The organism is Enterococcus sp. DIV1090, assembly GCF_050537975.1.
Classification (GTDB): Bacteria; Bacillota; Bacilli; order Lactobacillales; family Enterococcaceae; genus Enterococcus; species Enterococcus faecalis.
Genome location: NZ_CP172917.1, coordinates 16,372 through 38,770, shown reverse-complemented (window position 1 = coordinate 38,770; position 22,399 = coordinate 16,372). Strand labels below are relative to the sequence as shown.

The 22,399-nt window shown below is 37.8% G+C and carries 18 protein-coding genes; 5 read left to right on the top strand and 13 right to left on the bottom strand.

Going from position 1 to position 22,399, the window contains the following annotated elements; translation table 11 throughout:
- The first annotated feature begins 52 nt into the window (after positions 1 to 52).
- The 3 genes from IGL48_RS00155 (at position 53) to IGL48_RS00145 (ending at position 4,196) form a co-directional block, all read left to right on the top strand.
- Positions 53 to 520 carry a VOC family protein gene (locus tag IGL48_RS00155; protein ID WP_048949316.1) on the top strand — a complete coding sequence of 156 codons (468 nt, stop codon included), beginning with the start codon at positions 53 to 55 and terminating at the stop codon, positions 518 to 520.
- 7 nt (positions 521 to 527) lie between these two features.
- A complete protein-coding gene (locus IGL48_RS00150; protein WP_104855844.1) occupies positions 528 to 1,037 on the top strand; it encodes a ClbS/DfsB family four-helix bundle protein in 510 nt (169 codons plus the stop codon).
- A 543-nt stretch (positions 1,038 to 1,580) separates the two neighbouring features.
- Positions 1,581 to 4,196, top strand: a complete 2,616-nt coding sequence (locus IGL48_RS00145; RefSeq protein WP_048949318.1) for a YfhO family protein — start codon at positions 1,581 to 1,583, stop codon at positions 4,194 to 4,196.
- Between the two features lie 36 nt (positions 4,197 to 4,232).
- Here the strand turns inward: IGL48_RS00145 and mprF are convergent, their stop codons facing one another.
- The 5 genes from mprF to IGL48_RS00120 all read right to left on the bottom strand — a co-directional run bounded on the left by mprF (position 4,233) and on the right by IGL48_RS00120 (position 11,212).
- Entirely contained in the window at positions 4,233 to 6,824 is a 2,592-nt protein-coding gene (gene mprF / locus IGL48_RS00140; protein WP_048949319.1) for a bifunctional lysylphosphatidylglycerol flippase/synthetase MprF, read from the bottom strand.
- 191 nt (positions 6,825 to 7,015) lie between these two features.
- Positions 7,016 to 7,396 (bottom strand): RidA family protein, encoded by a 381-nt coding sequence (locus tag IGL48_RS00135; protein ID WP_002356039.1) that lies wholly within the window; start codon positions 7,394 to 7,396, stop codon positions 7,016 to 7,018.
- 99 nt (positions 7,397 to 7,495) lie between these two features.
- Positions 7,496 to 8,710: a MalY/PatB family protein gene (locus IGL48_RS00130; RefSeq protein ID WP_002395262.1), complete on the bottom strand. Its 1,215-nt coding sequence runs from the start codon at positions 8,708 to 8,710 to the stop codon at positions 7,496 to 7,498.
- Between the two features lie 14 nt (positions 8,711 to 8,724).
- Positions 8,725 to 10,293 (bottom strand): maltose/glucose-specific PTS transporter subunit IIBC, encoded by a 1,569-nt coding sequence (malX, locus tag IGL48_RS00125; RefSeq protein WP_002361463.1) that lies wholly within the window; start codon positions 10,291 to 10,293, stop codon positions 8,725 to 8,727.
- 148 nt (positions 10,294 to 10,441) lie between these two features.
- Positions 10,442 to 11,212: a MurR/RpiR family transcriptional regulator gene (locus IGL48_RS00120; protein WP_002387434.1), complete on the bottom strand. Its 771-nt coding sequence runs from the start codon at positions 11,210 to 11,212 to the stop codon at positions 10,442 to 10,444.
- 197 nt (positions 11,213 to 11,409) lie between these two features.
- On the opposite strand from IGL48_RS00120, the gene IGL48_RS00115 reads away from it, so the two are divergent.
- Complete coding sequence (locus IGL48_RS00115; protein WP_002383512.1) at positions 11,410 to 11,613, top strand: hypothetical protein; 204 nt, start codon at positions 11,410 to 11,412, stop codon at positions 11,611 to 11,613.
- 47 nt (positions 11,614 to 11,660) lie between these two features.
- Here the strand turns inward: IGL48_RS00115 and IGL48_RS00110 are convergent, their stop codons facing one another.
- The 7 genes from IGL48_RS00110 to IGL48_RS00080 all read right to left on the bottom strand — a co-directional run bounded on the left by IGL48_RS00110 (position 11,661) and on the right by IGL48_RS00080 (position 19,574).
- A complete protein-coding gene (locus IGL48_RS00110; RefSeq protein WP_002356034.1) occupies positions 11,661 to 12,188 on the bottom strand; it encodes an HdeD family acid-resistance protein in 528 nt (175 codons plus the stop codon).
- 247 nt (positions 12,189 to 12,435) lie between these two features.
- Positions 12,436 to 12,813 carry a DUF956 family protein gene (locus IGL48_RS00105; protein WP_002356033.1) on the bottom strand — a complete coding sequence of 126 codons (378 nt, stop codon included), beginning with the start codon at positions 12,811 to 12,813 and terminating at the stop codon, positions 12,436 to 12,438.
- Positions 12,814 to 12,974: 161 nt separating this feature from the next.
- The gene (locus tag IGL48_RS00100; RefSeq protein WP_002356032.1) at positions 12,975 to 13,886 is read right to left on the bottom strand and encodes a PTS system mannose/fructose/sorbose family transporter subunit IID; all 912 of its coding nucleotides are present in this window, start codon (positions 13,884 to 13,886) and stop codon (positions 12,975 to 12,977) included.
- Positions 13,887 to 13,908: 22 nt separating this feature from the next.
- Positions 13,909 to 14,712 carry a PTS mannose/fructose/sorbose transporter subunit IIC gene (locus IGL48_RS00095; protein WP_002356031.1) on the bottom strand — a complete coding sequence of 268 codons (804 nt, stop codon included), beginning with the start codon at positions 14,710 to 14,712 and terminating at the stop codon, positions 13,909 to 13,911.
- A 34-nt stretch (positions 14,713 to 14,746) separates the two neighbouring features.
- Positions 14,747 to 15,739 (bottom strand): mannose/fructose/sorbose PTS transporter subunit IIA, encoded by a 993-nt coding sequence (locus IGL48_RS00090; RefSeq protein ID WP_048949320.1) that lies wholly within the window; start codon positions 15,737 to 15,739, stop codon positions 14,747 to 14,749.
- Between the two features lie 234 nt (positions 15,740 to 15,973).
- Positions 15,974 to 16,486 carry a mannose/fructose/sorbose PTS transporter subunit IIB gene (locus IGL48_RS00085; RefSeq protein ID WP_002385473.1) on the bottom strand — a complete coding sequence of 171 codons (513 nt, stop codon included), beginning with the start codon at positions 16,484 to 16,486 and terminating at the stop codon, positions 15,974 to 15,976.
- A gap of 202 nt (positions 16,487 to 16,688) precedes the next feature.
- The gene (locus tag IGL48_RS00080) at positions 16,689 to 19,574 is read right to left on the bottom strand and encodes a sigma 54-interacting transcriptional regulator (RefSeq protein WP_002356028.1); all 2,886 of its coding nucleotides are present in this window, start codon (positions 19,572 to 19,574) and stop codon (positions 16,689 to 16,691) included.
- 252 nt (positions 19,575 to 19,826) lie between these two features.
- Here IGL48_RS00080 and IGL48_RS00075 point away from each other — a divergent pair, with 252 nt between their 5' ends.
- Positions 19,827 to 21,458, top strand: a complete 1,632-nt coding sequence (locus tag IGL48_RS00075) for an ABC-F family ATP-binding cassette domain-containing protein (RefSeq protein ID WP_002359215.1) — start codon at positions 19,827 to 19,829, stop codon at positions 21,456 to 21,458.
- Positions 21,459 to 21,497: 39 nt separating this feature from the next.
- On the opposite strand, the gene IGL48_RS00070 is transcribed toward IGL48_RS00075, so the two are convergent.
- Positions 21,498 to 22,367 carry a DegV family protein gene (locus IGL48_RS00070; protein ID WP_002359214.1) on the bottom strand — a complete coding sequence of 290 codons (870 nt, stop codon included), beginning with the start codon at positions 22,365 to 22,367 and terminating at the stop codon, positions 21,498 to 21,500.
- Positions 22,368 to 22,399: the final 32 nt, after the last annotated feature.

Below are 22,399 nucleotides of genomic sequence, written 5' to 3'. Positions count from 1 at the left end.
TTGACACCTTTTATTGTTATGCTTATCTTATCAATCTTAGGAGGTTCAAACAATGAAAAACACACAATTTGCCCTTTTTATGGTCTTAAACGGACGAGCAACGGAAGCCTTGACGTTTTACCAAGAAGCCTTTGCTGGTGATATTCTTTTTAAAATTACTAATCAAGAATTTAAAGAACGCTTAAATCCTTCTTTGACCATTCCCGCTGGCGAAGAACACTGGCTTTCTCACTCGATTTTACAAATGGACACTTTTCAATTACAACTAGCTGATAATCCTTTGTTTGCAGGAATGAATACCACGCCCACAGAACAATTGACCCTCAGCTTAACCGTCGACAGCCGTCACTCTGCCAAAACAATTTTTGAAAAACTCACGTGCCATCCCGAATCCTGTATTATCCAAGAACCAATTGAAAATGAATTTGCAACATTTTATGCGATTGTGAAAGATCCTTTTGGTTTAGTCACTCAAATTACTCATGAAAAACAAGCAGATCCTACCAAGAAAGGAAGTTAGCCGAAGAATGCGAACCTATGAATCAAAAGAAGCCTTGATTGAGGCCATTCAAATAGCTTCACAAAAATATTTAGCTGAATTTGCAGAAATTCCTGAAACACTTAAAGATCACCGAATTGAAACAGTAGCTAAAACACCTTCAGAGAACTTAGCCTATCAATTAGGTTGGCTTAACTTGCTGCTTTCTTGGGAAGAACAAGAACAACGTGGTCTGACCGTTCAAACGCCAGCTGAAGGTTATAAATGGAATCAACTGGGCGCTCTCTATCAATCATTTTATCAAACCTATGGACAAATGAGTTTAGAAAGTCAGCTGATTGCGTTGCAAGACATCTTAGAAAAATTACTTCATTGGATTGACTCGCTTTCCGAAGACGAATTATTTTTACCTCAACAACGGGCTTGGGCGACCACCAAAGCACAATGGCCTCTTTGGAAATGGATTCACATTAATAGCATTGCCCCTTTTACTAGTTTCCGAACGCAAATTCGCAAATGGAAAAAAGTGTGTCTTTAAAAAGTTATCCACATTTTTTCAAAAAAAGCTTGACAAGCATTTTTAAATTCTCCACAGAAAACTTTGTGGATGAAATTTCTTATTTTTTCCAAAAAACTTTTCCACAGTGCTTATTTGTTCGACATTAAATCTTTGTAAATTCTAGAAAAAGAAGATGAAAACGTTGTTTTAATAACGTTTTCATCTTCTTTCAACTTTAGGGCTTCCTTTTCTTTTAGCAAGCAGGACTTCTGAACTTGCGTCTATTTTTTTTAGCAACTCGAAAACTTATCCTTGTGGATAAACCGAGATAAAAAGCTTTTTTGTGGTTTTCAACAGAGTTATGCACAAAGTTATCCACAGGGTGTTTTCAGCAATTTTTCGGAGAATATTCGTTGTTTTAATCTGGTGATTTAGCATTTGAATGTCAATCTCTTACTACTAATTCTTCTTCACTCCACCCTTAGGATCCTAATAAAATTTTAAAGTTTTTCTTCTATTGGTACATCAAATAAAGAGTATGATAAACTATAGGTACTTTCGAAAAATCAGGTGAGGTTATTTATGAAAAATAAAAGTAGGCAGTTTTTAAAAAACAACTGGCCTTATATGTTAGCCAGTTTCTTCATTCCATTTTTAATTATGGCAATTATCTATTTGAGTATTGGGATTTATCCAGGAAGTAGTCGCAGTGTTTTAGCCAGCGATGCCTTTTCTCAATTTTCAAATTTTCACGCAAGCTTTAACAATGTTCTTCATGGAAAACAAAGTCTTTTCTATACGTGGAATGCTTCTTTGGGACTAAACTACTTGTCCTTAATTTCCTATTATCTTGGTGGCTTATTTACGCCGCTCGTCTTTTTCTTTAACAATCAAAACATGCCTGATGCGCTCTATTTCCTAACGTTGTTGAAAATTGGGAGTGCTGGCTTGAGTTTTTGGTTCTTGGCAAAACAAACCTTTAAGATTCCTAAATGGTCCCATGTGACTTTAAGTGTGTCTTATGCGCTAATGTCCTTCATTGTGGCCCATTCAGAATTAATTATGTGGCTGGATGCCTTTATTTATCTGCCACTCGTAATTTTAGGAATTCATCGTTTAATGGACCAACGAAAACCGACATTATTGTTTGTCAGTTATTTCTTGCTTTTCATTACAAATTATTATTTTGGCTTTATGATTGGGTTGTTTTCCTTCCTGTACTATTTTGCACGAACGTTTACAGACTGGCAACGATATAAATCTCGAATCGTTGCGTATTTTACTACTTCTCTTTTAGCTGGTGGAGCATCCATGATTATGGTCTTACCTGCTGTCTTAGATTTACGAACCAATGGTGAAACTCTTTCTGAAATTACAACCTTTAAAACAGAAGCGACTGCCTTTTTAGATATTATTATGAAAAATATGATTGGCGTTTACGATACAACCAAATATGGGTCCATTCCTTTTATTTACATTGGGTTGTTGCCTTTGATTTTTTGTCTCTTCTATTTCGTTACGAAAGAAGTTCCATTGAAAAACAAACTACTTTTTGGCAGTTTGTTTGTCCTATTGATTGCTAGCTTTTACATCACGCCCTTAAATTTATTCTGGCACGGTATGCATGCGCCGAACATGTTTCTTTTCCGCTATAGTTTCCTCTTTTCATTCTTAGTTATTTTGCTTGCAGGTTATGGTTGGGAGAAATTTGAAAAGGATGATCTCGGTGTCTTAAGCGGCTTGATTTTGATTCTTTTAGCAATTTTTGCTCTTGCAATGGGCACAAAAGGTGCTACTAGTTATACGTATGTGACTTTAACCTCTTTCGTATTAACGGCAACTTTTTTACTATTATACTTTTTCGGGATTGCTTTTTATCAATTGAAAAAAGCGCCTATGCAATACTTAGTGATTTTGTTATTGCTGCTCGTTTCTGGTGAAGCAATCATTAACACACGGGCGATGGTCACTGGTATTTTAGATGATTGGAACTACGCATCACGCAGCTTGTATTCTGAGCCTTATCCTGACTTAAAAAATCTAGTCGATCAAACAAAAAAAGAAAATGATACCTTTTACCGCTTGGAAAATTTAAATGGTGTTTCGGCCAATGACGGCATTAACTATGGCTACAGTGGCATTAGCATGTTTTCTTCCGTACGGAACCGACATTCTTCAACATACCTAAACGCCTTAGGTTTCCGCTCACGAGGCACGAATTTAAATATTCGTTACCAAAATAATACCTTGTTAATGGATGCTTTGATGGGCATTAAATACAATATTGCTGAAAACAATCCAATGAAATTCGGCTTTGAGCGACAAGCTGCTGCTGGTAAATATCAGCTTTATCGTAACGAAAATGCTTTGCCGTTAGGATTTTTAGCAGACAAAGAGATTTACAATGTCCGGCAACCTCTCAATGATAATTTAGGTAGTCAAACAAATTTACTAAATGCTTTAGCCAATACTAATGAACGGTATTTTACCTTTTATCAACCAACGATGACGCTTCAAAATAACGTGACAATTACGCAAAATACAGCTGGCGTAACTTTTACGGAGAAACAACATAACGTAGCCAAAGAGATTTCTTATACAGTCAATGTGCCCGCCAATACGCAAGCTTATTTGAGTTTATTCCCAACGGATTTTGCTCAATTGGAAAGTTCCACTGCGACGGTCACCGTGAACGGCTCAAGTCAGCAATCACAAATTGGCATTACTGGCCAATATTATAATTTAGGTTACTATCCCAAAGATACAACCGTTAACTTCAAAGTAAGTTTTTATGGAACCAAAGCAGTAAGTTTTGTTCAGCCGCAAGTGGTTGGCTTAAATACCAATGCATTTGAAAAAGCCATTTCCGCCGTGCAAGAAAAAGGCGTTGATTTAACCACTGGCAAACGCTCTGCTTCAGGTACCTTTACCGCCGACAAAGATCAAGTACTCGTCACTACAATTCCTTATGACAAAGGTTGGCGTGTCAAAATTGATGGCAAAAAAGTTATCCCAAAAGCCTTTAAAGATGCCTTTCTAAGCGTTCCTGTCAGCGTTGGAACCCATACTATTCAGTTCTCTTATTTACCAGAAGGATTGATTCCTGGCATCGTGTTATTCGTTCTATGTACTGGTGGTTTCGTTGCCTACGTAACCTTGATTCCAGCTAGACGAAACCGTAAAAAAGAAGACAAATAAAAAATCACGCGATGGCTAAGTCATCGCGTGATTTTTTTAAATTTCAGTCATTGCTTCTTCCACAAGCGAAACACTTTGATGTCTTCCTTTCGTAATCAACAAGGAAAGTTGCACAAAAGCAAAGAGCACACTGGTCCTCTTAGGATAAGCAAAATAACGTGGTTGCCAACTAGTGACATATTGTTCTTTGCGCTTGCGTGTATCTTGAAACGCATAAATTTGATAACTATACTTGTAAAAAATATTAACAAAGCGTTCTTTTAAGAAAGAGTACTTGCTCTCCCCTACGTTAGCCAACGGCGCCATCCCAATATCAATTAATTGATAGCCCTGCTGTTGATAGGTTTCAATAAAATGAGTGAACAAATATTCTCTAGTAAAAGCAGGTGCTTCTGAACGAATACGTAACAAATCATACGAAATACTTTTGCCTTTTTCCATTTCTTTTCCCGTAATGAAACCGATGACCGTTTGTTTCTGTCTCACCAAGCCCACGCTACTGCATTTCAAGTACTCGGGATCCAACCGTCCACCAATAAAGTAGCGCTCTTTTTGATTCCGTGACCAGTCCGCAGAAACTCGTTCTAACTCTTGATATAAGGCATCACTAATCGTTTCGGGATAAAATTCAAACTGAAAATCCGCTGCTTCTACTGCTATTTTTTCAGTCACTGTTTCCGTCCAGGCTGTTTGATTCACTGTTGACGGCTCATCAAATTGAATCAAGCCTTCTTCCCCAACTTTCATAAATTCAAAGCCGCAATCGTGAAGATTCATAACATATTCTTCCGAAATACGATAAAAAACTAATTGATAGCCTAACAAATCAGCTTGATCCATAAACGCCAGTGTCGCCGCTGTCCATTTCTCTCGTTGCCCAATTGGATCCGCCAAGACAAAGCATTTATTAAACTTCATTTGAAACCCAAAAAGTACTTGATCTTCACCTTCTTCTTGGTAATAAAAATGACCATAATCCTTTAAATACAAAAATTGACTGCCTTCGTTGCCACCAAATTTTTCCAAAAAGCGTGTCAACCGCGCTTCCTCAAACCCCTCACCTAAAGTAACAGTTGTTTCGGCTAAATATTGATACAAAAAGAATAAACCAATCAAGGAAATACTTAAACCAATCAATCCGTTAAACCAAACATCATCTGACGGAAACAACAAAAAGTGATTGATAACTTGATTGCCACCAGCTGGTCGTGCGGCGTAATAGCCAGCAACCGCATAACCGATAAACAAGCAGCCAAACAAAATACTATCTACCGTTAAAGCGCCCCATGAATAAACGAACTTTTCACGATAAAATTCTTTACGAGCCAAAATAACCGCCAATAAAATAACGGCATAAACAGCAATTAACTGCCACGAAGTCGTTCGTGCCACCGTATTTACAATACAAAATCCTAGTAAAATAATTGTAGGCCAATAAGCTTTTTTCACTTTCATAGAAATGCCTCGAGCTAAACCTAATAACAAGAATCCTACAAATAAATTCAATGTTTGATCTAAAAAATTAAACGAAAAGGGAAGTAATACTTGGAATAAACGACTGACATTCGACAAATTCGTCACAGTCGACAATAGAACCATCATAATTCCTGCAAAATATAACGCCGCCACCAAAATAAAATGCGCCACTTTTTGTGAAAATAACCGAGGTAAATTATCAAAAAATTGATTAACTTTCATGCCTGCTTGTTGCAAGAACAAAATAACTCCTGTCATAAAAGGCGTCACATAATAGAACAAACGATAATACAACAACCAGACGACCGCTTGTGATCGATCAATCCCTAATTGTGATAAGCCCAAAATCATTAAGACATCAAACGTTCCCATACCACCAGGAACCATAGTTAACATCCCAATCAACGTGGCGATAACAAACATTGGGTAAACAGAAACCATCGAAACTGGCACCTGCATCAAGCGACCTATCATCAAGAAAGCAAACATCCCACCTAGCCATTGACCTAATGAAGCGCTGAATAAAAGGAGCACTGCTTTTGGAAAAAATGTTTTAAACAATGTTCGCCGTTTTAAATACGTGAAAAACCAGAGCGCTGGCGCAATCAGGCTGCCCAATAATAACCAAACCCAATATTCACGAAAAACATTTTGGGTTCGAATAAAAAATAAATCAACAAACGCCACAAAAGATAAAATAGATAACCCTGAAATCAAGAACAGAGCAACTTTTGAGACCGTTGCTACAACCTTGCCCCGTGGTACATCTTTTCCGTAAAAATTAATCCGTAGCGTTGCCCCAACCACGCCGCCAAAACCCGCTAAGTTATTAATGGTATTAGTGACCCAAGCCGAAGTTAACCAATCCATTCGTTTCATTGGTGGCTTACCTTCTTTTTCCAATAATTTAACGACTACATAGTCATAAAGGAGCATCGGAATAACCCCTAATAGTCCTGCCAAGACCATACCAATTAAACGCCCCGTACTTTGTTGTTCCATCGTGGAAAAAATATCCGCCCAGGTCATGCCTTGAGCGATATGTGTCACTTGGTTAGCCACGAAAACTAATACAGAACCAAGAAAAATTAGTTTCAATAATAAACTGTGTTCTTTCAACCACTGCGTTAGTTGGCTAATATTTTTTTTCATCTTATAGCCTCTTTCATATCTCTTTTCTATTCATTTAACTTTCGTTTTATCGATTTTCTTCCATGGTAGCCTATTTGCTGAAAATTTTCCAGCACAGCTAGACATTTTGGCTGAATCGTATTGTTTTATTGAAAAAAAAGAGTGAGAAAAAAATCTAAAACGATTTTTTCTCACTCTTTTAACTGTATTTTTTACGCCACTACTTCTGCGATAATCTCAATCTCCACCAACACATCCATCGGTAATTTAGAGATTTCAATCGTTGTGCGTGCAGGATATTCCGCACTAAAATACTCAGCATAGACTTCATTGAATGCCGTGAAATCCGCCATATTTTGTAAATAGCATGTCGTTTTGACTACATGAGCAAAATCACTACCAGCTTCTGTTAAAATCCCTTGAATATTTTTCAGTACTTGATTGGTTTGTTCTTTAATCGTTGTACCAACCACCTTGCCTGTTTCAGGATCCAGTGGAATCTGACCAGAAGTAATCAATAAACCATTCACAATTTTTGCTTGTGAATATGGCCCAATTGCTTGTGGTGCTTGCTTTGTTTTAATTGTTTTCATTTCTTTTCCCCCAGTAAATGACAAGTTGTTACTTTTTGTTATTTTATTTGTTTCTATTTTTCCATTGTACTGCAACCATTTTCGGAATGCTATCTTTTCTCAATTATTCCCAAGCGCTGATGCTGTGCCATCCTTTTGTAAAACAGCTTCAAAACCTTGGCGCATCCTTTCAAGTCCCTCGTGTAGTTTTGCTTGCGAACAGCCAATATTTAACCGTAAAAATCGTTGTCCATTACCGCCATAAATCGAGCCGTCCATAATGGCGACTTTCCCCACAGAAACTAAAGCCTCTTGTAAGCGGGCCACATCTGGAACTGCCGCTGATACGTCCAACCACATTAAGTAAGTGGCTTCCAGCTCCGTCACTTTAATTTTTGGCAAATATGTCTGTAAAAAATCTTTCACGTAACGTTGGTTCTCCGCTAAATAATCATTCAACTCGTCAACCCAAGTACCACATTTTTGATAGGCCGTCATGGTTGCTAACATTCCCAAAATACTTGTTGATGATAAACCATCGGCGTTTTTTAATTTGAGCTGAAAAGCGTCACGCAATTCGTTATCTGGAATTAAGGTGTAAGCAAAAATCAGCCCTGGAAAATTAAAGGTTTTCGTGCCACTGGTAATAATGGCAGATTTTTTATAACCAAATTGCGTAATTGGTCGATGAACATGGCCTTTATTAACGATATCCATATGAATTTCATCAGAAAGTAAAAACACATCATACTGTTGGCACAATGAAACCATTCGCTCTAATTCCCATTGCTCCCAAACACGTCCTGTTGGATTATGCGGGGAACATAAAAGCAAACAGCGATTTTCTGGTTGCGCTAGTTTTTTTTCTAAATCAATAAAATCAATGCTGTAGCGCTTCTCTTGATAAAGCAGTTCATTTGCCACTACTTGCCGCTTATTTTCCTGAATGACTTTAAAAAATGCATCATAGGCAGGTGTTTGTAAAATAATGCCCTCCCCTTCGTTAGTCAATAATTGAATCAAAGCAGAAATACCATAGATAACGGTCGGGGTATACATAATCCAGTGTTCTTCAATCTTCGTCTGGAATCTTGTCTGGTACCACGTTTGAATTGCTTCTTTTAATTGCGGATGGTTCCACCTCGTGTAGCCAAATACTGGATGTTTCAAACGCTCCTGTAATGTTGCCAGAACTGCCTCTGGCACAGCAAAATCCGTATCGGAAATAGTGAAGGGAAGCAAGTCCGCTTCCCCAAATCGGTCTTCTACAAAATCCCACTGTGTACAATACGTTCCTCGTCGATCAATTGCTTTATCAAACGACACACTCTTCACCTTCTGTCTTTTTTCTAACCTAAAATCATCTCTAATTGATTACGGACCGTTGTCACTTTGGTTCCGATAATCACTTGCACATTCTGCGCATCTAAATGCACGACACCTAAAGCCCCTAATTGCTTTAATTTGTCATCATCTACTTTATTAGCATCTGCTAACACTAAACGTAAACGCGTAATGCAATTATCAATAGCTTGAATATTCTCTTGCCCACCCAAAGCCGCTAAAATCCCAGGCGCATCATAGCCACCCGTTTTCTTATATTGAACTTCTTGATCGGTATATTCAGTCTCATCTAAGACCTTGTCTCGTCCAGGTGTTTTTAAATCAAAGGTTACAATGACTGTTTTAAAGACGAAATAATAAACAACAAACCAGATAGCGCCGACAATGAGAACCCACCACCATTTTGTATAAGTTCCTTGTAACAAGCCAAAAATAACAAAGTCCAGTAGCCCGCCATCAGTGTTCCCAATCACAACACCCAATAAAGCCATTACCATGAAACCTAGACCAGTCATAATGACATGAAACAGCCATAATAATGGACTAATAAATAAGAATAAAAATTCAATTGGTTCTGTAATGCCAGTGATAGCCGTAGCAATTACACCCGAAAGGAGTAAGCCTTTAATCTTATGTCGATTCGCCGGAGCTGCAGTATGATACATCGCAAGTGCCGCCGCTGGTAAGCCAAAAATAAAGGTCGGCATTTTCCCTTGTGACAAGAAAGCTGTTGCGCTTGGTGAAATCGGTAAATTATTTTGCAATTCTGCATAGAAAATATTTAACGCACCAAACACTTCTTTGCCAGCCACCACCGCTGAACCCCCTGCTTCAGTAAAACGAATCATGGAAACCAAAATATGATGCAACCCAAACGGTAACAGTAGACGTTCCCCTGAACCAAACAGAAAAGGCCCAAAAATACCAGAACGTTGGATAAGTTGGCCAATCGCCATAATCATTAGCGCGAAAAGTGGCCAAACTAACGGAATTACTAAGCCCACGAAGGCCATCACTAATGAAGTAATAATTGGTACAAACCGTGCGCCAGAAAAAAAGGCAAAACTATCTGGTAGTTGCACCGTATAAAATCGATTATGCAACTTATATACAATAAGCCCAGCGATAATTCCACCAAGAACACCCATTTCAATCGTTTGAATCCCAAAAACCATTCCTTGGCCGGCTTCCCGCAACTGCTCAGGATCCACGAGGCGATTCGTCTGCACTAAGTAGAAATTAATCGCTAAATTCATCACCGTATAGCCTACGAAACCTGAAAACGCAGCAATTCCTTTTTCTTTCCGAACTAACCCCAACGGAATGGCCATTGCAAACATGACAGGTAAATAGGCAAACGCAAAACCACCAATTGTCGACATAAATTGGAAAATAATTTTCACTGCGGGCTTTCCTAAAAACGGGACCGTTTCAATCATGGATTCACTGGAAAAAGAACTTCCTAATCCCAACAAAATCCCCATAAAAGCTAATAAAGCCACTGGCAACATAAACGTTTTGCCTAATCCTTGGAAAAACTCCCAGAAAGTCGCTTTCTTTTTCTTTACTGCCATTTCTTAACTCCTCCATTCATTCTTTACAAAGCTAAAAATAATTGCGTTTACATTCATTGCCCTCATTATAACTAGCCCAAAACAAAGAAAAAAGAGGCTACACTCTTTCTGTATCCCCTTACATCATTTAGTATGGTGTTGCATAAAATTACCGCGGCTGCTTTGCCTCTGCGTACATTAATAAAACCGTATCGAACAAACAAATGACAGCAATTCTTGAACTTAAATCCACGCGCTGATGATAACGTGTCGTCCCTTTGGCAAATAACGTCGTCGTCGACAATTTTTCCAAGGTGCTTCCTTTAGTCGAAATCAAACTAATCATCGGCACTTGCTGTTCCTGCGCTACACGTGCATACGCTAAAATCCCCTTAGTTTCTCCTGTATAACTGACAAAAATGGCTAAATCCTGTCCGTCCAGATTCTTAACTGCTGCCGCTTGTTCATCCCAATCAGATCGTGCATAGGCTTTTTTTCCTAAAAATGTTAGCTTTCGTGCAAAATCAGTACAAATAGGAAAACTGCCACCAACACCGAACACTTCAATCGTATTCGCACGCTCAATCATTTTAAGCATTTCCGCGACTTTGGCTTCATCCATTTGTTGAAAACTATCTTGCACATTGGCAATCAACTGTTGCGTAATAGCTTGAAAACTACGACTATCGCTTTCTGTGCTCTCGCTCTGCACCGATTGGACGATTGCGTATTTTAATTCTTGGAAGCCTCGATAACCTAAGTGTTTTGCTGTCCGAGAAATAGTGGCTGTTGAGACAAACAACGCCTGCGCCACCTCATAAATGGTTTGTGAACTAATTTCCGTCATATGCGTCAAAATATAATCCAGTACTTGATTTTCAATTTTACTTAAATGATTTCGTTTCTTTTCTAACAAAGCGATTAATCCCTCAGTCGACATCCAATCCCTCACTTTAAATCCTTTTTTATAATTATACACCAGAATATTCTGATTATTTCAATAAGAAAGTCCAAAATAACCAACAGCGGCTCCATCATTCGCCAGAGAAAAAAATCAGCCTTCCGATGGAGGTGTTTGTTGCGCTTTCTTGCTATACTCTGTATATAGAAAACAGGAAAAATTTGGAGGTAGTACGTATGAATAATCAACGACCAATGTTTATAAATATTCTTTTAGTGGTCCTTTTATTTTTAGTTGTCGGTTCACTCTTTAGTGCCGTTGTCGGTATCGTGGGAAGCTTATTGTGGCTAGCAGTAAAAATTTTAGTTCCCGTAGCGATTATCGTGTGGCTTGTTCGAACAATTTCGGGAAATAATGGCAACTGCCACCGTCGTTATTAAAAAAAAACAGGTTTTCCTTTTCGGAAAACCTGTTTTTTTTACTTCTTTTATCTAAAAGCATATACAATATTACTAATACCAAACATCATAAAGTAGAAGCCAACTAAGAAGCTTAAAGTTAGTGCTGAAGACAATGGATTAAATAATAACATTACACCTAAGATAATCCCTAAAACGTCAACAATTAATGTGAACCAGAAGTAACCTGTGCTTACTCGTTTAGCAAAATCTAAAGTAAATAAGCCGAAAATTGAGTCGAATAAAAACCAAATTGCAAAAACAAATGGTAACACAGCGACACCAATATTTAAGTTAAACAATAAGTAAACACCAATTAGGATATCAATAATCCCTAAGATGATTGGTGCATAAGCTTTGTAGCCTAGCAATTCTTTCATACGATTACGTACAAAAATTTCGAAAATCCCTTTAATAATAGCAAAAATCGCAAAAACCATCACAATGGCAATTAAATTACCGGCAGGATTTTGGAAAGAAATTAATGCAGTCAGAACAAATAGAATTCCTAATACTAATGAACCCCAGTCCATTCCATGATGTTGTCGTTGTTCCATGACACTCACTCCTCTATAAAATAATTTATTACACTTATTATGTTACTACTATTTTACAAGGTGTCAAATATTTTCATCGTGCTTTCTGAAAACCATTTCAATGATAACTCCATTAAAAACAACGTATCACTTGATTGTCTCTTTTTTGGTGCACAATTGTGCCTTTTTTGTATAAATAAGTCCCTCGTTTTCCCACAAAAAAACCGCTACTTTTTCATCTAGTTTATAAAAAAGTAACAGTTATAAATTATTTTTTCTTTTTCCCAATCGAGAGAATCCCTCTTTTTATGACATCAAAGAAACTCAAAGATTGGACCATATGATCTGGGTCAACATATTCACGAATAGCTCGTAACACTCGCTTCGGCTCTTTTGAAGCAAACGTATACGTCCCATTTTTCTTGGTTTGAATCGCATAACGAGGAATCCATTTTCCTTTGAACATTACTGAAGCCAACACGTAATCGACTTCTTCCCACGGAATTTGGATAAACTTACGTGGATCTTTGGCATGGTAAAATTCAAACCCGCGGTCACCTATCATAATTTGTCCATAATCTGTTAATCCTGTAAATGCCGTCGCATCTATAACTAAATCAACTTTTGTGTTTAATGATTGTACCATGTTATCTGCTCCATTTCATTCGACTAATTCCTCTTTATTATACGTTTCTTTCCTGATCGAAACAAACAAAATTACATCTTTGTTTAAAAAAGCGGAAGAAAAGTTTCTCGACTTCTCTTCCGCTTTTTTTGATTAGAAGTAATAAACTTACCTCGTCATTCTTATAATAAGCCGATTAAGTGGCCGACTACGCCGACTACGAATAAACCAAGAATGATAACGATTGGGCTAACTTTTTTCTTCAATAACCACATACATAAGAATGTAAGTAGTAATGGTGCTAGACCTGGAATCAATTGATCTAAGTTATCTTGTAAAGTAGTAACTTTCGTTGGTGAAAGCGCCAAGCCTTGGTTCACTTGTTCAAAGGCTTTATGCATTCCTTCACCGCCAGCAGGAAGTTTATCCCACTCGATATAAGCACCTTTGTCTAACTTAACTTGTGAGACAATTGGTAAGAACTTAATCGATACCCAACGTTGAACTAATGCGGCCAGTACGAACATCCCTAAAATAGAAGCACCTTTTGTAATATCTTGTAGTAAACCACCTGAAAGGTCATCAGTAATTTTAGAACCTGCTTTGTAACCAAACTCTTGTGTATACCACATGAATGACCAACGAATTAAGTTCCAAGCAACGAAGAATAAGATTGGGCCTAAGATGTTACCACCCATTGCTAAGGAAGCACCTAAAGCGCCTAACATTGGACGAACAGTAAACCAGAAAACTGGGTCACCGACACCGGCTAAAGGACCCATCATCCCAACTTTAACCCCTTGAATCGCTACGTCATCAACTGGTGCGCCATTGGCACGTTCTTCTTCCAAAGCTAATGTTACACCAAGGATTGGTGAGGCAATGTATGGGTGTGTATTAAAGAACTCTAAGTGACGTTTTAACGCCGCTGAACGTTCTTCTTTCGTTTTATATAATTTTTTGATTGCTGGAATCATTGAGAATGCCCAGCCGCCGTTTTGCATACGTTCATAGTTCCAAGAACCTTGGATAAATGTTGAACGCCAAGCTACAGCTAAACGATCTTTTTTAGTTAATTGAATTTTTTCTGCCATTTTCTTTGCTCCTCCTTCAGAATTAGTAGTCGTTTAAAATATCGCCTAATGGGTCGCCAGAGTTGCCTCCGCCATTTGAGTTAGAAGAACCGCCCATTTTAGATAAGTTCAAGTAAATAAGAGCTAAAGCGACACCTAAAGCACCTAATGCGATTAATGTTAATTGAGAAATCGCTGCGACTACGAAACCGATAATGAAGAATGGCCATACTTCTTTTGTTGCCATCATGTTGATTACTAATGCATAACCTACGGCAACGACCATACCACCACCGATAGCCATACCATCAGTTAACCAAGCTGGCATTGATTCTAAGAAATTACGAACAGTGTCAGCAGGAATGAATAGTAACGCACCTGCTGGAATCGCAATACGAATACCTTGTAAACATACAGCGAAAATGTGTAACATTTCAACTTGTTTAATGTTGCCTTTTTCAGCAGCCGCATCCATCATGTGAACGATTGGAACCGCAACTGTCCGAACGATCATTGTTAAGAACAAACCTGCAACCGCTAAAGGAACTGCGATGGCAATCGCTGAAGGAACACCTTTAACACCTTGGCCACCTAAAACTAAAATAATTGCTGAGGCAACAGATGCTAAAGCGGCATCCGGTGCAACGGCAGCCCCGATGTTCGCCCAACCTAACGCGATCATTTGTAAAGTACCACCTAAAACAATTCCGGCTTCTAAATTACCAGTAACTAATCCGATTAATGTACATGCTACTAACGGTTGGTGGAATTGGAACTCATCCAAAATCCCTTCCATACCAGCTAGAAAGGCAACGAGTAAAACTAAAATAATTGATATAACAGACATGATAAGCCTCCTATTTTGATTTGTATTTGGCGAGTTACGCGTTTGCTAACTCATTTTTTGCTTTTTTCAAAATTTCGTCCATATTCGCTTTTGAATCATTTGGCACTTTACGCACATCAAATTTGATGCCTTTGGCTTTTAATTCATCAAACGTATCAACGTCTTCTTGACCCATTGATAATACTTTGCTTACAACGACTTTTCCAACAGAGTGAGCCATTGAACCAACGTTTACTTCTGGGATTTCTACGCCGCCTTCAACCACTTTTAAGACGTCTTCAGGATTTTCAAATAATAATAATGCTTTTGTATTGCCAAAACGTGGATCTTTCGCTACTTCAATCATTTTACTGATTGGAATAACATTGGCTTTTACTCCTGGAGGAGCTGCTTGTTCGATTAATTTCTTACGTAAGTCATCTTTTGCAACGGCATCAGAAACAACAATAATTCTGTTTGGTTGTGTTGCTTTTGTCCAAGCTGTTGCTACTTGACCATGTAATAAACGTGAATCAATACGTGCTAGCACAAATTTAATTTTGCCATCGCCAACAACTGTACCTGGTGGTAACGAACCTTTTGGCTGTGCATCTTCTGTCGCAGTAGCTTTTGGTGCTTCTGCTGGTTGTAACTCTTCTGGTTTAACTTTGACACCATCTTTTGCTGTTTCAAGAATGTGTGTCGCAATTTCTTGTGCTGATTCCATAGAGAAACGAGAAGCATATGCTTCAATAACCATTGGTAAATTCATACCTGCAACGATTGCCCATTTGTCTTTATGATCTTCTAACAATGAGTTCGCTTGGTTAAATGGTGTTCCTCCCCATAGGTCAACTAAAAATAGTACTTCGTCTTGATTGTCAAACGATGCAATGGCTTCTTGCATTTTTGCTTTTACATCATCGGGACCTTCGCTAGGCATTAACGTAACTGCTTTTACATTTTCTTGTTCGCCAAAGATCATTGCACCAGATTGCAAGATCCCTTCAGCAAATTCACCGTGACTTGCTAGGATAATTCCTACCATTTTTATACCTCCTGTATAATTGATGTTTTTTTTCATGGTTGTACTGCTAAACGCTTTCACTTTTTGAAAAAAATCAGATAAATCAGATTCTGACAAAAATAAATGAAAAAATTTCAATAGTTCTTGATTTTTTTCAACATCAGCACTTGCCTTTATCAATACAGTTCATGAAGCAATGATGTTGGTCCTAGGCCACCACATCCTTTCAATGTCTTTCGTCTGTAAAAATTAACGTCAGCTGGCGTTATTTTCTTTGCTACGCTCTTTTTTCAGTAAATCCATCAAATTCACTTGGCTGTCTGCTGCGACTTTTCGAATTTCCAATTCAATACCTTGTTCATTTAAAAACAGAAATGCTTTTAAATCGTTGGCATCCACTGCGACTGCATTCGTAATCATTCGCTTGCCTGTGCTGAAACTCATTCCGCCAATATTCACAGAAGTTAGTTGTACACCGCCTTCGACCACTCGTTTCACGTCCAAAGGATTAGTGAATAACAACATGGCTCGAAACGAATCAAAACGAGGATCAGGGTAAACATCAATCATTTTTTGAACAGTGATGACATTTACTTTGACACCAGGTGGAGCAGCTTGAACCAACAAGGCTTTTCTCAAATTGTCATGAGCAACGGAATCACTAACCACTAAAATGCGATTAATGTTCGTCAATTTTGCCCAAACAGTTGCTACTTGGCCATGAATTAATCGATCATCAATTCGAGCTAAACGAATATCCATTACCATCGGGAATGCTCCTTTAAATTCATTTTTAAAGGTTAGGACCTTTGTCTTTTTACTTAAAAATTTTAGGTAAAAAGGGACACCTTATTATAAGCAAGTTTCGTGCCAACTTTAGTGTATCGGTTCGAAACCTAGAAAATTATAGGTTTTTTTAAGAAAATAAAAAAAACGATACACTAATAAATAGTGTATCGTTTTTTCTGTATTAATCTAGTGTATCAATTTCGGTGATTTTATCTTCGATACACTGAGCATTTTTGACTAACTGTGCGATAAAATAAACTTCTTCTGCTGGAACATCCATATTAAGAGCTTCTTCCATAGTCTCAATTGAGGCCACAATCACTGGATAAATTGGTTCTTGAACCAATCGACCAAGTTCCTTTTCTGAAACCGTCAGTGTATCATTCCGTAAAATACGCTCCAACATGCCCGATGTGTGCATAATCAAATTGATGTAAAATGTGTACTCTTCTGGCATCGCTAATTGGGTTTGGATATTTTTAGCGAATGACCACAACAGATCAATGATTTTTTTTCCATTAATGAAAGTGAAACTTTGCTCCATATATTTTAGACAAATTTCTTTTGCTGCCGCTTCGTCCAACGGCTTATTCATTACTTCTTCTTTCCGCTCTGCTAGTAATTGCTGAATAATTTTTTCTGCTTCACCGGAAAAGAAATTTTCCATGGAAATATAAGGAACACCAATTTTGGGATTGGTAATCCCAGTTGTCGCAATAATTTCATAGTCTTCTTGAATTTTAGGCAAGACTTCTTTCATATTTACAATGGACAAAGGAATCACTTCTAAATGCCAGTCTATTTGTGGCAAGACAGCTTCCTCAATAAGCTCTTTCATTCGGCGCGCAGTTCCTTCTCCAGAAGCGCAGATAGCAATAATTGCTCTTGTTTTCCAATTTTCAATGATTTGTTTCGTTTCACTTTGGCGAATATCGGCATAGCCATGAAAGTTTTTTAAAGACTCGTGAAGTGTTTCCAATTGCGTATCAATTAATGCGGTTTTGCGGGCCGCTTCAAGAACAATTGGCGTGGTCACCATGTCTACTGTCCGCACATCAATGCCTGTCTGGCGTACAATTTCTTCTGAAAACGTACTTAATGAACCCATGTCCACTAATAATAGTACGCCATTTTCTTCATTCACTTCACCAACTGCTTCAACGATTTTACGCAAAGCTTCTTTCGGTGGCATATCTAAAGGCATATCCACAGCCTTCAAATTATCAACATTTAACAATTGAGAAACCACTTGTACCATACTGCTAGCGGTACTATTTCCGTGCGCAGCCACGACAATGCCAATCCGGCCAGCCTCAGGATTTTCTCTTAAAGAAATGAGCAAAACAGCTAAATAGTAACTTTCAGATTCAGGAATCTCCATCTGATAACTACTTTCAATAATATTTTTAATTTCTTTTGCTGTTTCAAACTCTGTTGGATAATCTAAAACCATATTTCGAATACTTTCATTTAAAGGATGCTTAGGATCTTTACCTAATTGGATGCGTTTCAAGAAAGAACTAATGTGTAAACTCATTGCATAAATAAAATTGGGTTGAAACGAATACGATAACCGCTTCGCTGCAAAATTATAAATTTTCTTAGTGACATCAATAATTCGTTGGTCAACAATTTCAGCCAATTTATTTTCTGTATCAAAGGTGAACCCATAATCTTTGTAGAAAGATTTTAAATGAACATTGATATCCGTTGTAATAAAATTATTAATTAGTTCTTGGTCCAAGCCGTCTGCTTTTAAGAGAGCCGCTTTATCTCCAATAATCTCATATAGATTGTAAGGTAATTCATAGGCATCTGACTGAATAGCTACTAAAGATTCATTTGGTGATACCACTAATTGCGGTTCCAGATATTTCGATAACTCCGACAATACTTCTCGATTACTGGCAAGTTGCATAATGCCTTCTTTAATATTGTCCGTTAATTCGTCCATCGTAATCATTAATTCCTCTTGTTCCATCTGATTAAGGAACCCTCGCGCAGTCACAAGTTGCACATTCGATTTTAGCTGACCGACATTTCCATAAGAAACACTTCCAATTAACGCTTTGACCACATCTTCTGACAAAGAGATTCGCCGTTGAATCCGCGCTGCTTCCATTGAAACCATCACTTTTAGGAGGTCAATTTTTTCTTTCGCAGGACGGTCACTAAAGTTCGGTAATTGAATGATAATCGGAATGCGTCGCACAAAAGTATTCAATAAAGAAGAAGTAGGATTCTCCGTCGTAGCACAAATAATCCGAACATCCGCATGATGTGATTTCACTGTTTCACCTAAACGCGCGTACACACCGTGATCCATAAAATAAAAAATCATTTCTTGTCCTTCGGGTGGTAACCGATGTACTTCATCTAAAAACAGAATGCTGCCATCTGCTTCATCAATAATCCCTTCTTTCGCTTTCGTAGCGCCTGTGAAGGCCCCTTCTACATACCCAAATAAATGCGACATCAAAAGTTCTGGATTATGCGCATAGTCTGCACAGTTAAACACCACAAACTCTTTTTCTTTGGCCACAATTTGGTTCAGCTTCGCAAATTGAAACATGGCATGAGCAAAATAAGTTTTCCCAGAACCTGTTGGTCCAGTAATTAAACAATTCAAGCCTTTTGGCGGATATAAAATCGCTGCTTTGGCTTGTTCAACCGGCGTTTTCATGCTTCCAGCTGAACCGATAATTTTTTTGAAAATATCTTCAACTTCTGGGGTTTTACTTGTCGTGACTACTGGTTCAACCAATGGTTCGATAAAAGTTTTTGTGGAGTGATCCATTGATTTTTCCCGATAACTTTTAACTGGCTTGGTTAATGGTCGATGCTGAAACGCCACCTGCGCGACATATTTTACTGGTCGACCAGATAATTTTTTCAAGCGCCCTTCACGAACCAGTTGATTCAAATCTTTACTAGCATTGGTCCGCTGAATGTTTAAACGTTCTGAAATTTCTTGTGTCGTGACTCCCGCATCACTTGTTAAGGTCATTGGCGTTAAATTCTTCGTTTGCTCTTTAACATATTGATAGATTTTTTCAATCCGCTTCATTTTTGATGGCTCCTTTAATCGATACACTAATTAATTTACATGATACAGTGTATCATTAAAAAAATACACTAAAAACCCTTTCATGAAAAAAATTTCTGTTTCACATGAAACATTTTAAAAAAGCGCCTTTTTTCTATAAAAAACCCACCTTTTTATTCGTTTCTGTAAAAAGATTGAAACTCCTTGAAAAAAGGTTCTGTAGCCGATATAATGCAGAGAGGTTCAAGAATATATTAAAAGCGAGGAAAACAATTGATTACTGTTAATGATGTAAGTTTACAATTTCCAGATCGTAAACTTTTTGAAGAAGTGAATATTAAATTTACTCCTGGCAACTGTTACGGCTTAATCGGCGCAAACGGTGCAGGAAAATCAACGTTTCTTAAAATTTTATCAGGTGAGATTCAACCGACAACTGGCGTGGTTTCAATGGGTCCTAATGAGCGACTAGCGACGCTGAAACAAAATCACTTTGACTACGAAGACTACACTGTTTTAGAAACTGTAATTATGGGACATAAACGTCTTTACGAAGTAATGAAAGAAAAAGATGCTATCTATATGAAAGAAGATTTTTCAGATGAAGATGGGATTCGTGCCGCAGAACTAGAAGGCGAATTTGCTGAACTTGACGGTTGGGAAGCAGAACCTGAAGCAGCTGTTTTACTCCAAGGGCTAAACATTCCAGAAGAATTACATGATCAAAAAATGAGCGAATTAACAGCTGGTCAAAAAGTCAAAGTATTATTAGCTCAATCTCTTTTTGGCAAACCAGATGTCTTACTATTAGACGAGCCGACAAATGGTTTAGACACTCGCTCAATCAATTGGTTAGAAGAATTTTTAATCAACTTTGAAAATACCGTTATCGTGGTTTCCCATGACCGTCATTTCCTAAACAAAGTCTGCACTCACATGGCAGATTTAGACTTTAGTAAAATCAAACTTTACGTTGGTAACTATGATTTCTGGTTGGAATCAAGCCAACTAGCGACAAAATTGCAAGCACAATCTAATGCCAAAAAAGAAGAACAAATCAAAGAATTACAAGACTTTATCGCTCGTTTTAGCGCCAATGCCTCAAAATCAAAACAAGCAACGTCTCGTAAAAAAATGTTAGATAAAATTACCTTAGATGACATTCAACCTTCCTCTCGTCGTTATCCATTCGTTGGTTTTACACCAGAACGTGAAATCGGCAATGACTTATTACAAGTTGAAAATGTCTCTGTAACGATTGATGGCAAAAAAATCTTAGATAATATCTCGTTCAACTTAACAAAAGATGATAAAGTGGCATTCATCGCTGACTCAGATATTACAACGACTACGTTATTCAAAGTGATTATGGGCGAAATTACTCCCGATACAGGTTCTGTTCGTTGGGGCGTTACAACTAGCCAAGCTTATTTACCAAAAGACAACAGCAAAGACTTTGAAGAGCCATTAACCATTTTAGATTGGTTACGTCAATTTGCTGGTAAAGAAGAAGATGACAATACGTTCTTACGTAGTTTCTTAGGTCGGATGTTATTCTCTGGTGAAGAGGTACTAAAACCAGTCAATGTTCTTTCCGGAGGCGAAAAAGTGCGTGTCATGCTTTCAAAATTAATGCTTTCCAAAGCCAATGTCTTAGTTTTAGATGATCCAACGAATCACTTAGACTTAGAATCAATCACTGCATTAAATGATGGGTTGATGGCTTTCACTGGTTCAATTCTTTTTGCTTCACATGACCACCAGTTTATCCAAACATTAGCGAACCGAATTATTGCTGTTTCTGATAAAGGGGTTATTGATCGGGCAGAAACAACCTATGATGAATTCTTGGAAAACCCAGAAATTCAAAAACAAATGGACGTTTTATTCAGTTCAGATTATTAAAAAAATAGAGAAGTCATTAAAAAATGACTTCTCTATTTTTTATTTTCTTTTTTCACCAAAAGAAAACACAGCAATACAACCTATTCCGGTATGACTAGTAATGGTGGGTCCTAGAGGATAAATCAGTATCTCATTAACTTCTATTTCTTTTTCAATTAATTCTTTGACTTTTTCCGCGTCATCTTTCGTTCCCGCATATGCAATCAATAGTGTTTGTTTCATTGGCTCTACAATGCCTTGAATCGTTTCTTGCGCAATCTTTTGCAAGGACTTGTTTCGTCCACGAGTTTTACCAACGGATGCTAGTTTGCCTGCCGCATCCACGCGAATAATTGGTTTAATGTTCATTAAGCCACCAAGTGCTGCCGCTGTTTTAGAAATCCGTCCGCCACGTTCTAAATGTTTTAAATCATCTACCGTTACCCACGAGTGAAGTTTCATTTTTTGCTCTTCAAGATAGGCAACAACTTCTCCTAATGAATGACCATCTGTTTGTAATCGAATGGCTTCTCGGACTAACATCCCTTGACCTAAGCTAGCTGCTTTTGTGTCAATAATATGAATTTCTACATTATCATACTCTTCTTTTAACATCTCTACTGATTGCAACGCACTTTGATAAGAGCCACTTAACCCAGATGAAAAAGCTAAATAAATCACCGGTAACCCTTGCTCCACAAAAGGACGGAAAAATTCATTGTAGCGTCCTACATTAACTTGAGAGGTAGTGGGCATACTTCCATTTTTAATAGCCGTTAAGAAGTTCTGATAATCAAACGTTTCACCTAAATCATCGCGATATTCTTTCCCGTCAATTTGAATATTCATGCTAATAAAAGGTACTTGGTTTTCTTTTAAGTATGTATACGGCAAGTCACAACAAGAATCTGTCACTAATTGATAATTCACGGACAATTGCCCCCTTCATGTTTTCTTTTATT

What these genes read in the sequence shown, in the direction of transcription:
- IGL48_RS00115 (WP_002383512.1), top strand. Translation starts at nt 11,410, where the DNA reads ATGAATAATCAACGACCAATGTTTATAAATATTCTTTTAGTGGTCCTT.
- IGL48_RS00120 (WP_002387434.1), bottom strand. Translation starts at nt 11,212, where the DNA reads ATGTCGACTGAGGGATTAATCGCTTTGTTAGAAAAGAAACGAAATCAT.
- IGL48_RS00145 (WP_048949318.1), top strand. Translation starts at nt 1,581, where the DNA reads ATGAAAAATAAAAGTAGGCAGTTTTTAAAAAACAACTGGCCTTATATG.
- IGL48_RS00095 (WP_002356031.1), bottom strand. Translation starts at nt 14,712, where the DNA reads ATGTCTGTTATATCAATTATTTTAGTTTTACTCGTTGCCTTTCTAGCT.
- IGL48_RS00105 (WP_002356033.1), bottom strand. Translation starts at nt 12,813, where the DNA reads ATGGTACAATCATTAAACACAAAAGTTGATTTAGTTATAGATGCGACG.
- IGL48_RS00090 (WP_048949320.1), bottom strand. Translation starts at nt 15,739, where the DNA reads ATGGTAGGAATTATCCTAGCAAGTCACGGTGAATTTGCTGAAGGGATC.
- mprF (WP_048949319.1), bottom strand. Translation starts at nt 6,824, where the DNA reads ATGAAAAAAAATATTAGCCAACTAACGCAGTGGTTGAAAGAACACAGT.
- malX (WP_002361463.1), bottom strand. Translation starts at nt 10,293, where the DNA reads ATGGCAGTAAAGAAAAAGAAAGCGACTTTCTGGGAGTTTTTCCAAGGA.
- IGL48_RS00100 (WP_002356032.1), bottom strand. Translation starts at nt 13,886, where the DNA reads ATGGCAGAAAAAATTCAATTAACTAAAAAAGATCGTTTAGCTGTAGCT.
- IGL48_RS00085 (WP_002385473.1), bottom strand. Translation starts at nt 16,486, where the DNA reads ATGGTAATGGATATTCGTTTAGCTCGAATTGATGATCGATTAATTCAT.
- IGL48_RS00155 (WP_048949316.1), top strand. Translation starts at nt 53, where the DNA reads ATGAAAAACACACAATTTGCCCTTTTTATGGTCTTAAACGGACGAGCA.
- IGL48_RS00135 (WP_002356039.1), bottom strand. Translation starts at nt 7,396, where the DNA reads ATGAAAACAATTAAAACAAAGCAAGCACCACAAGCAATTGGGCCATAT.
- IGL48_RS00110 (WP_002356034.1), bottom strand. Translation starts at nt 12,188, where the DNA reads ATGGAACAACGACAACATCATGGAATGGACTGGGGTTCATTAGTATTA.
- IGL48_RS00150 (WP_104855844.1), top strand. Translation starts at nt 528, where the DNA reads ATGCGAACCTATGAATCAAAAGAAGCCTTGATTGAGGCCATTCAAATA.
- IGL48_RS00080 (WP_002356028.1), bottom strand. Translation starts at nt 19,574, where the DNA reads ATGAAGCGGATTGAAAAAATCTATCAATATGTTAAAGAGCAAACGAAG.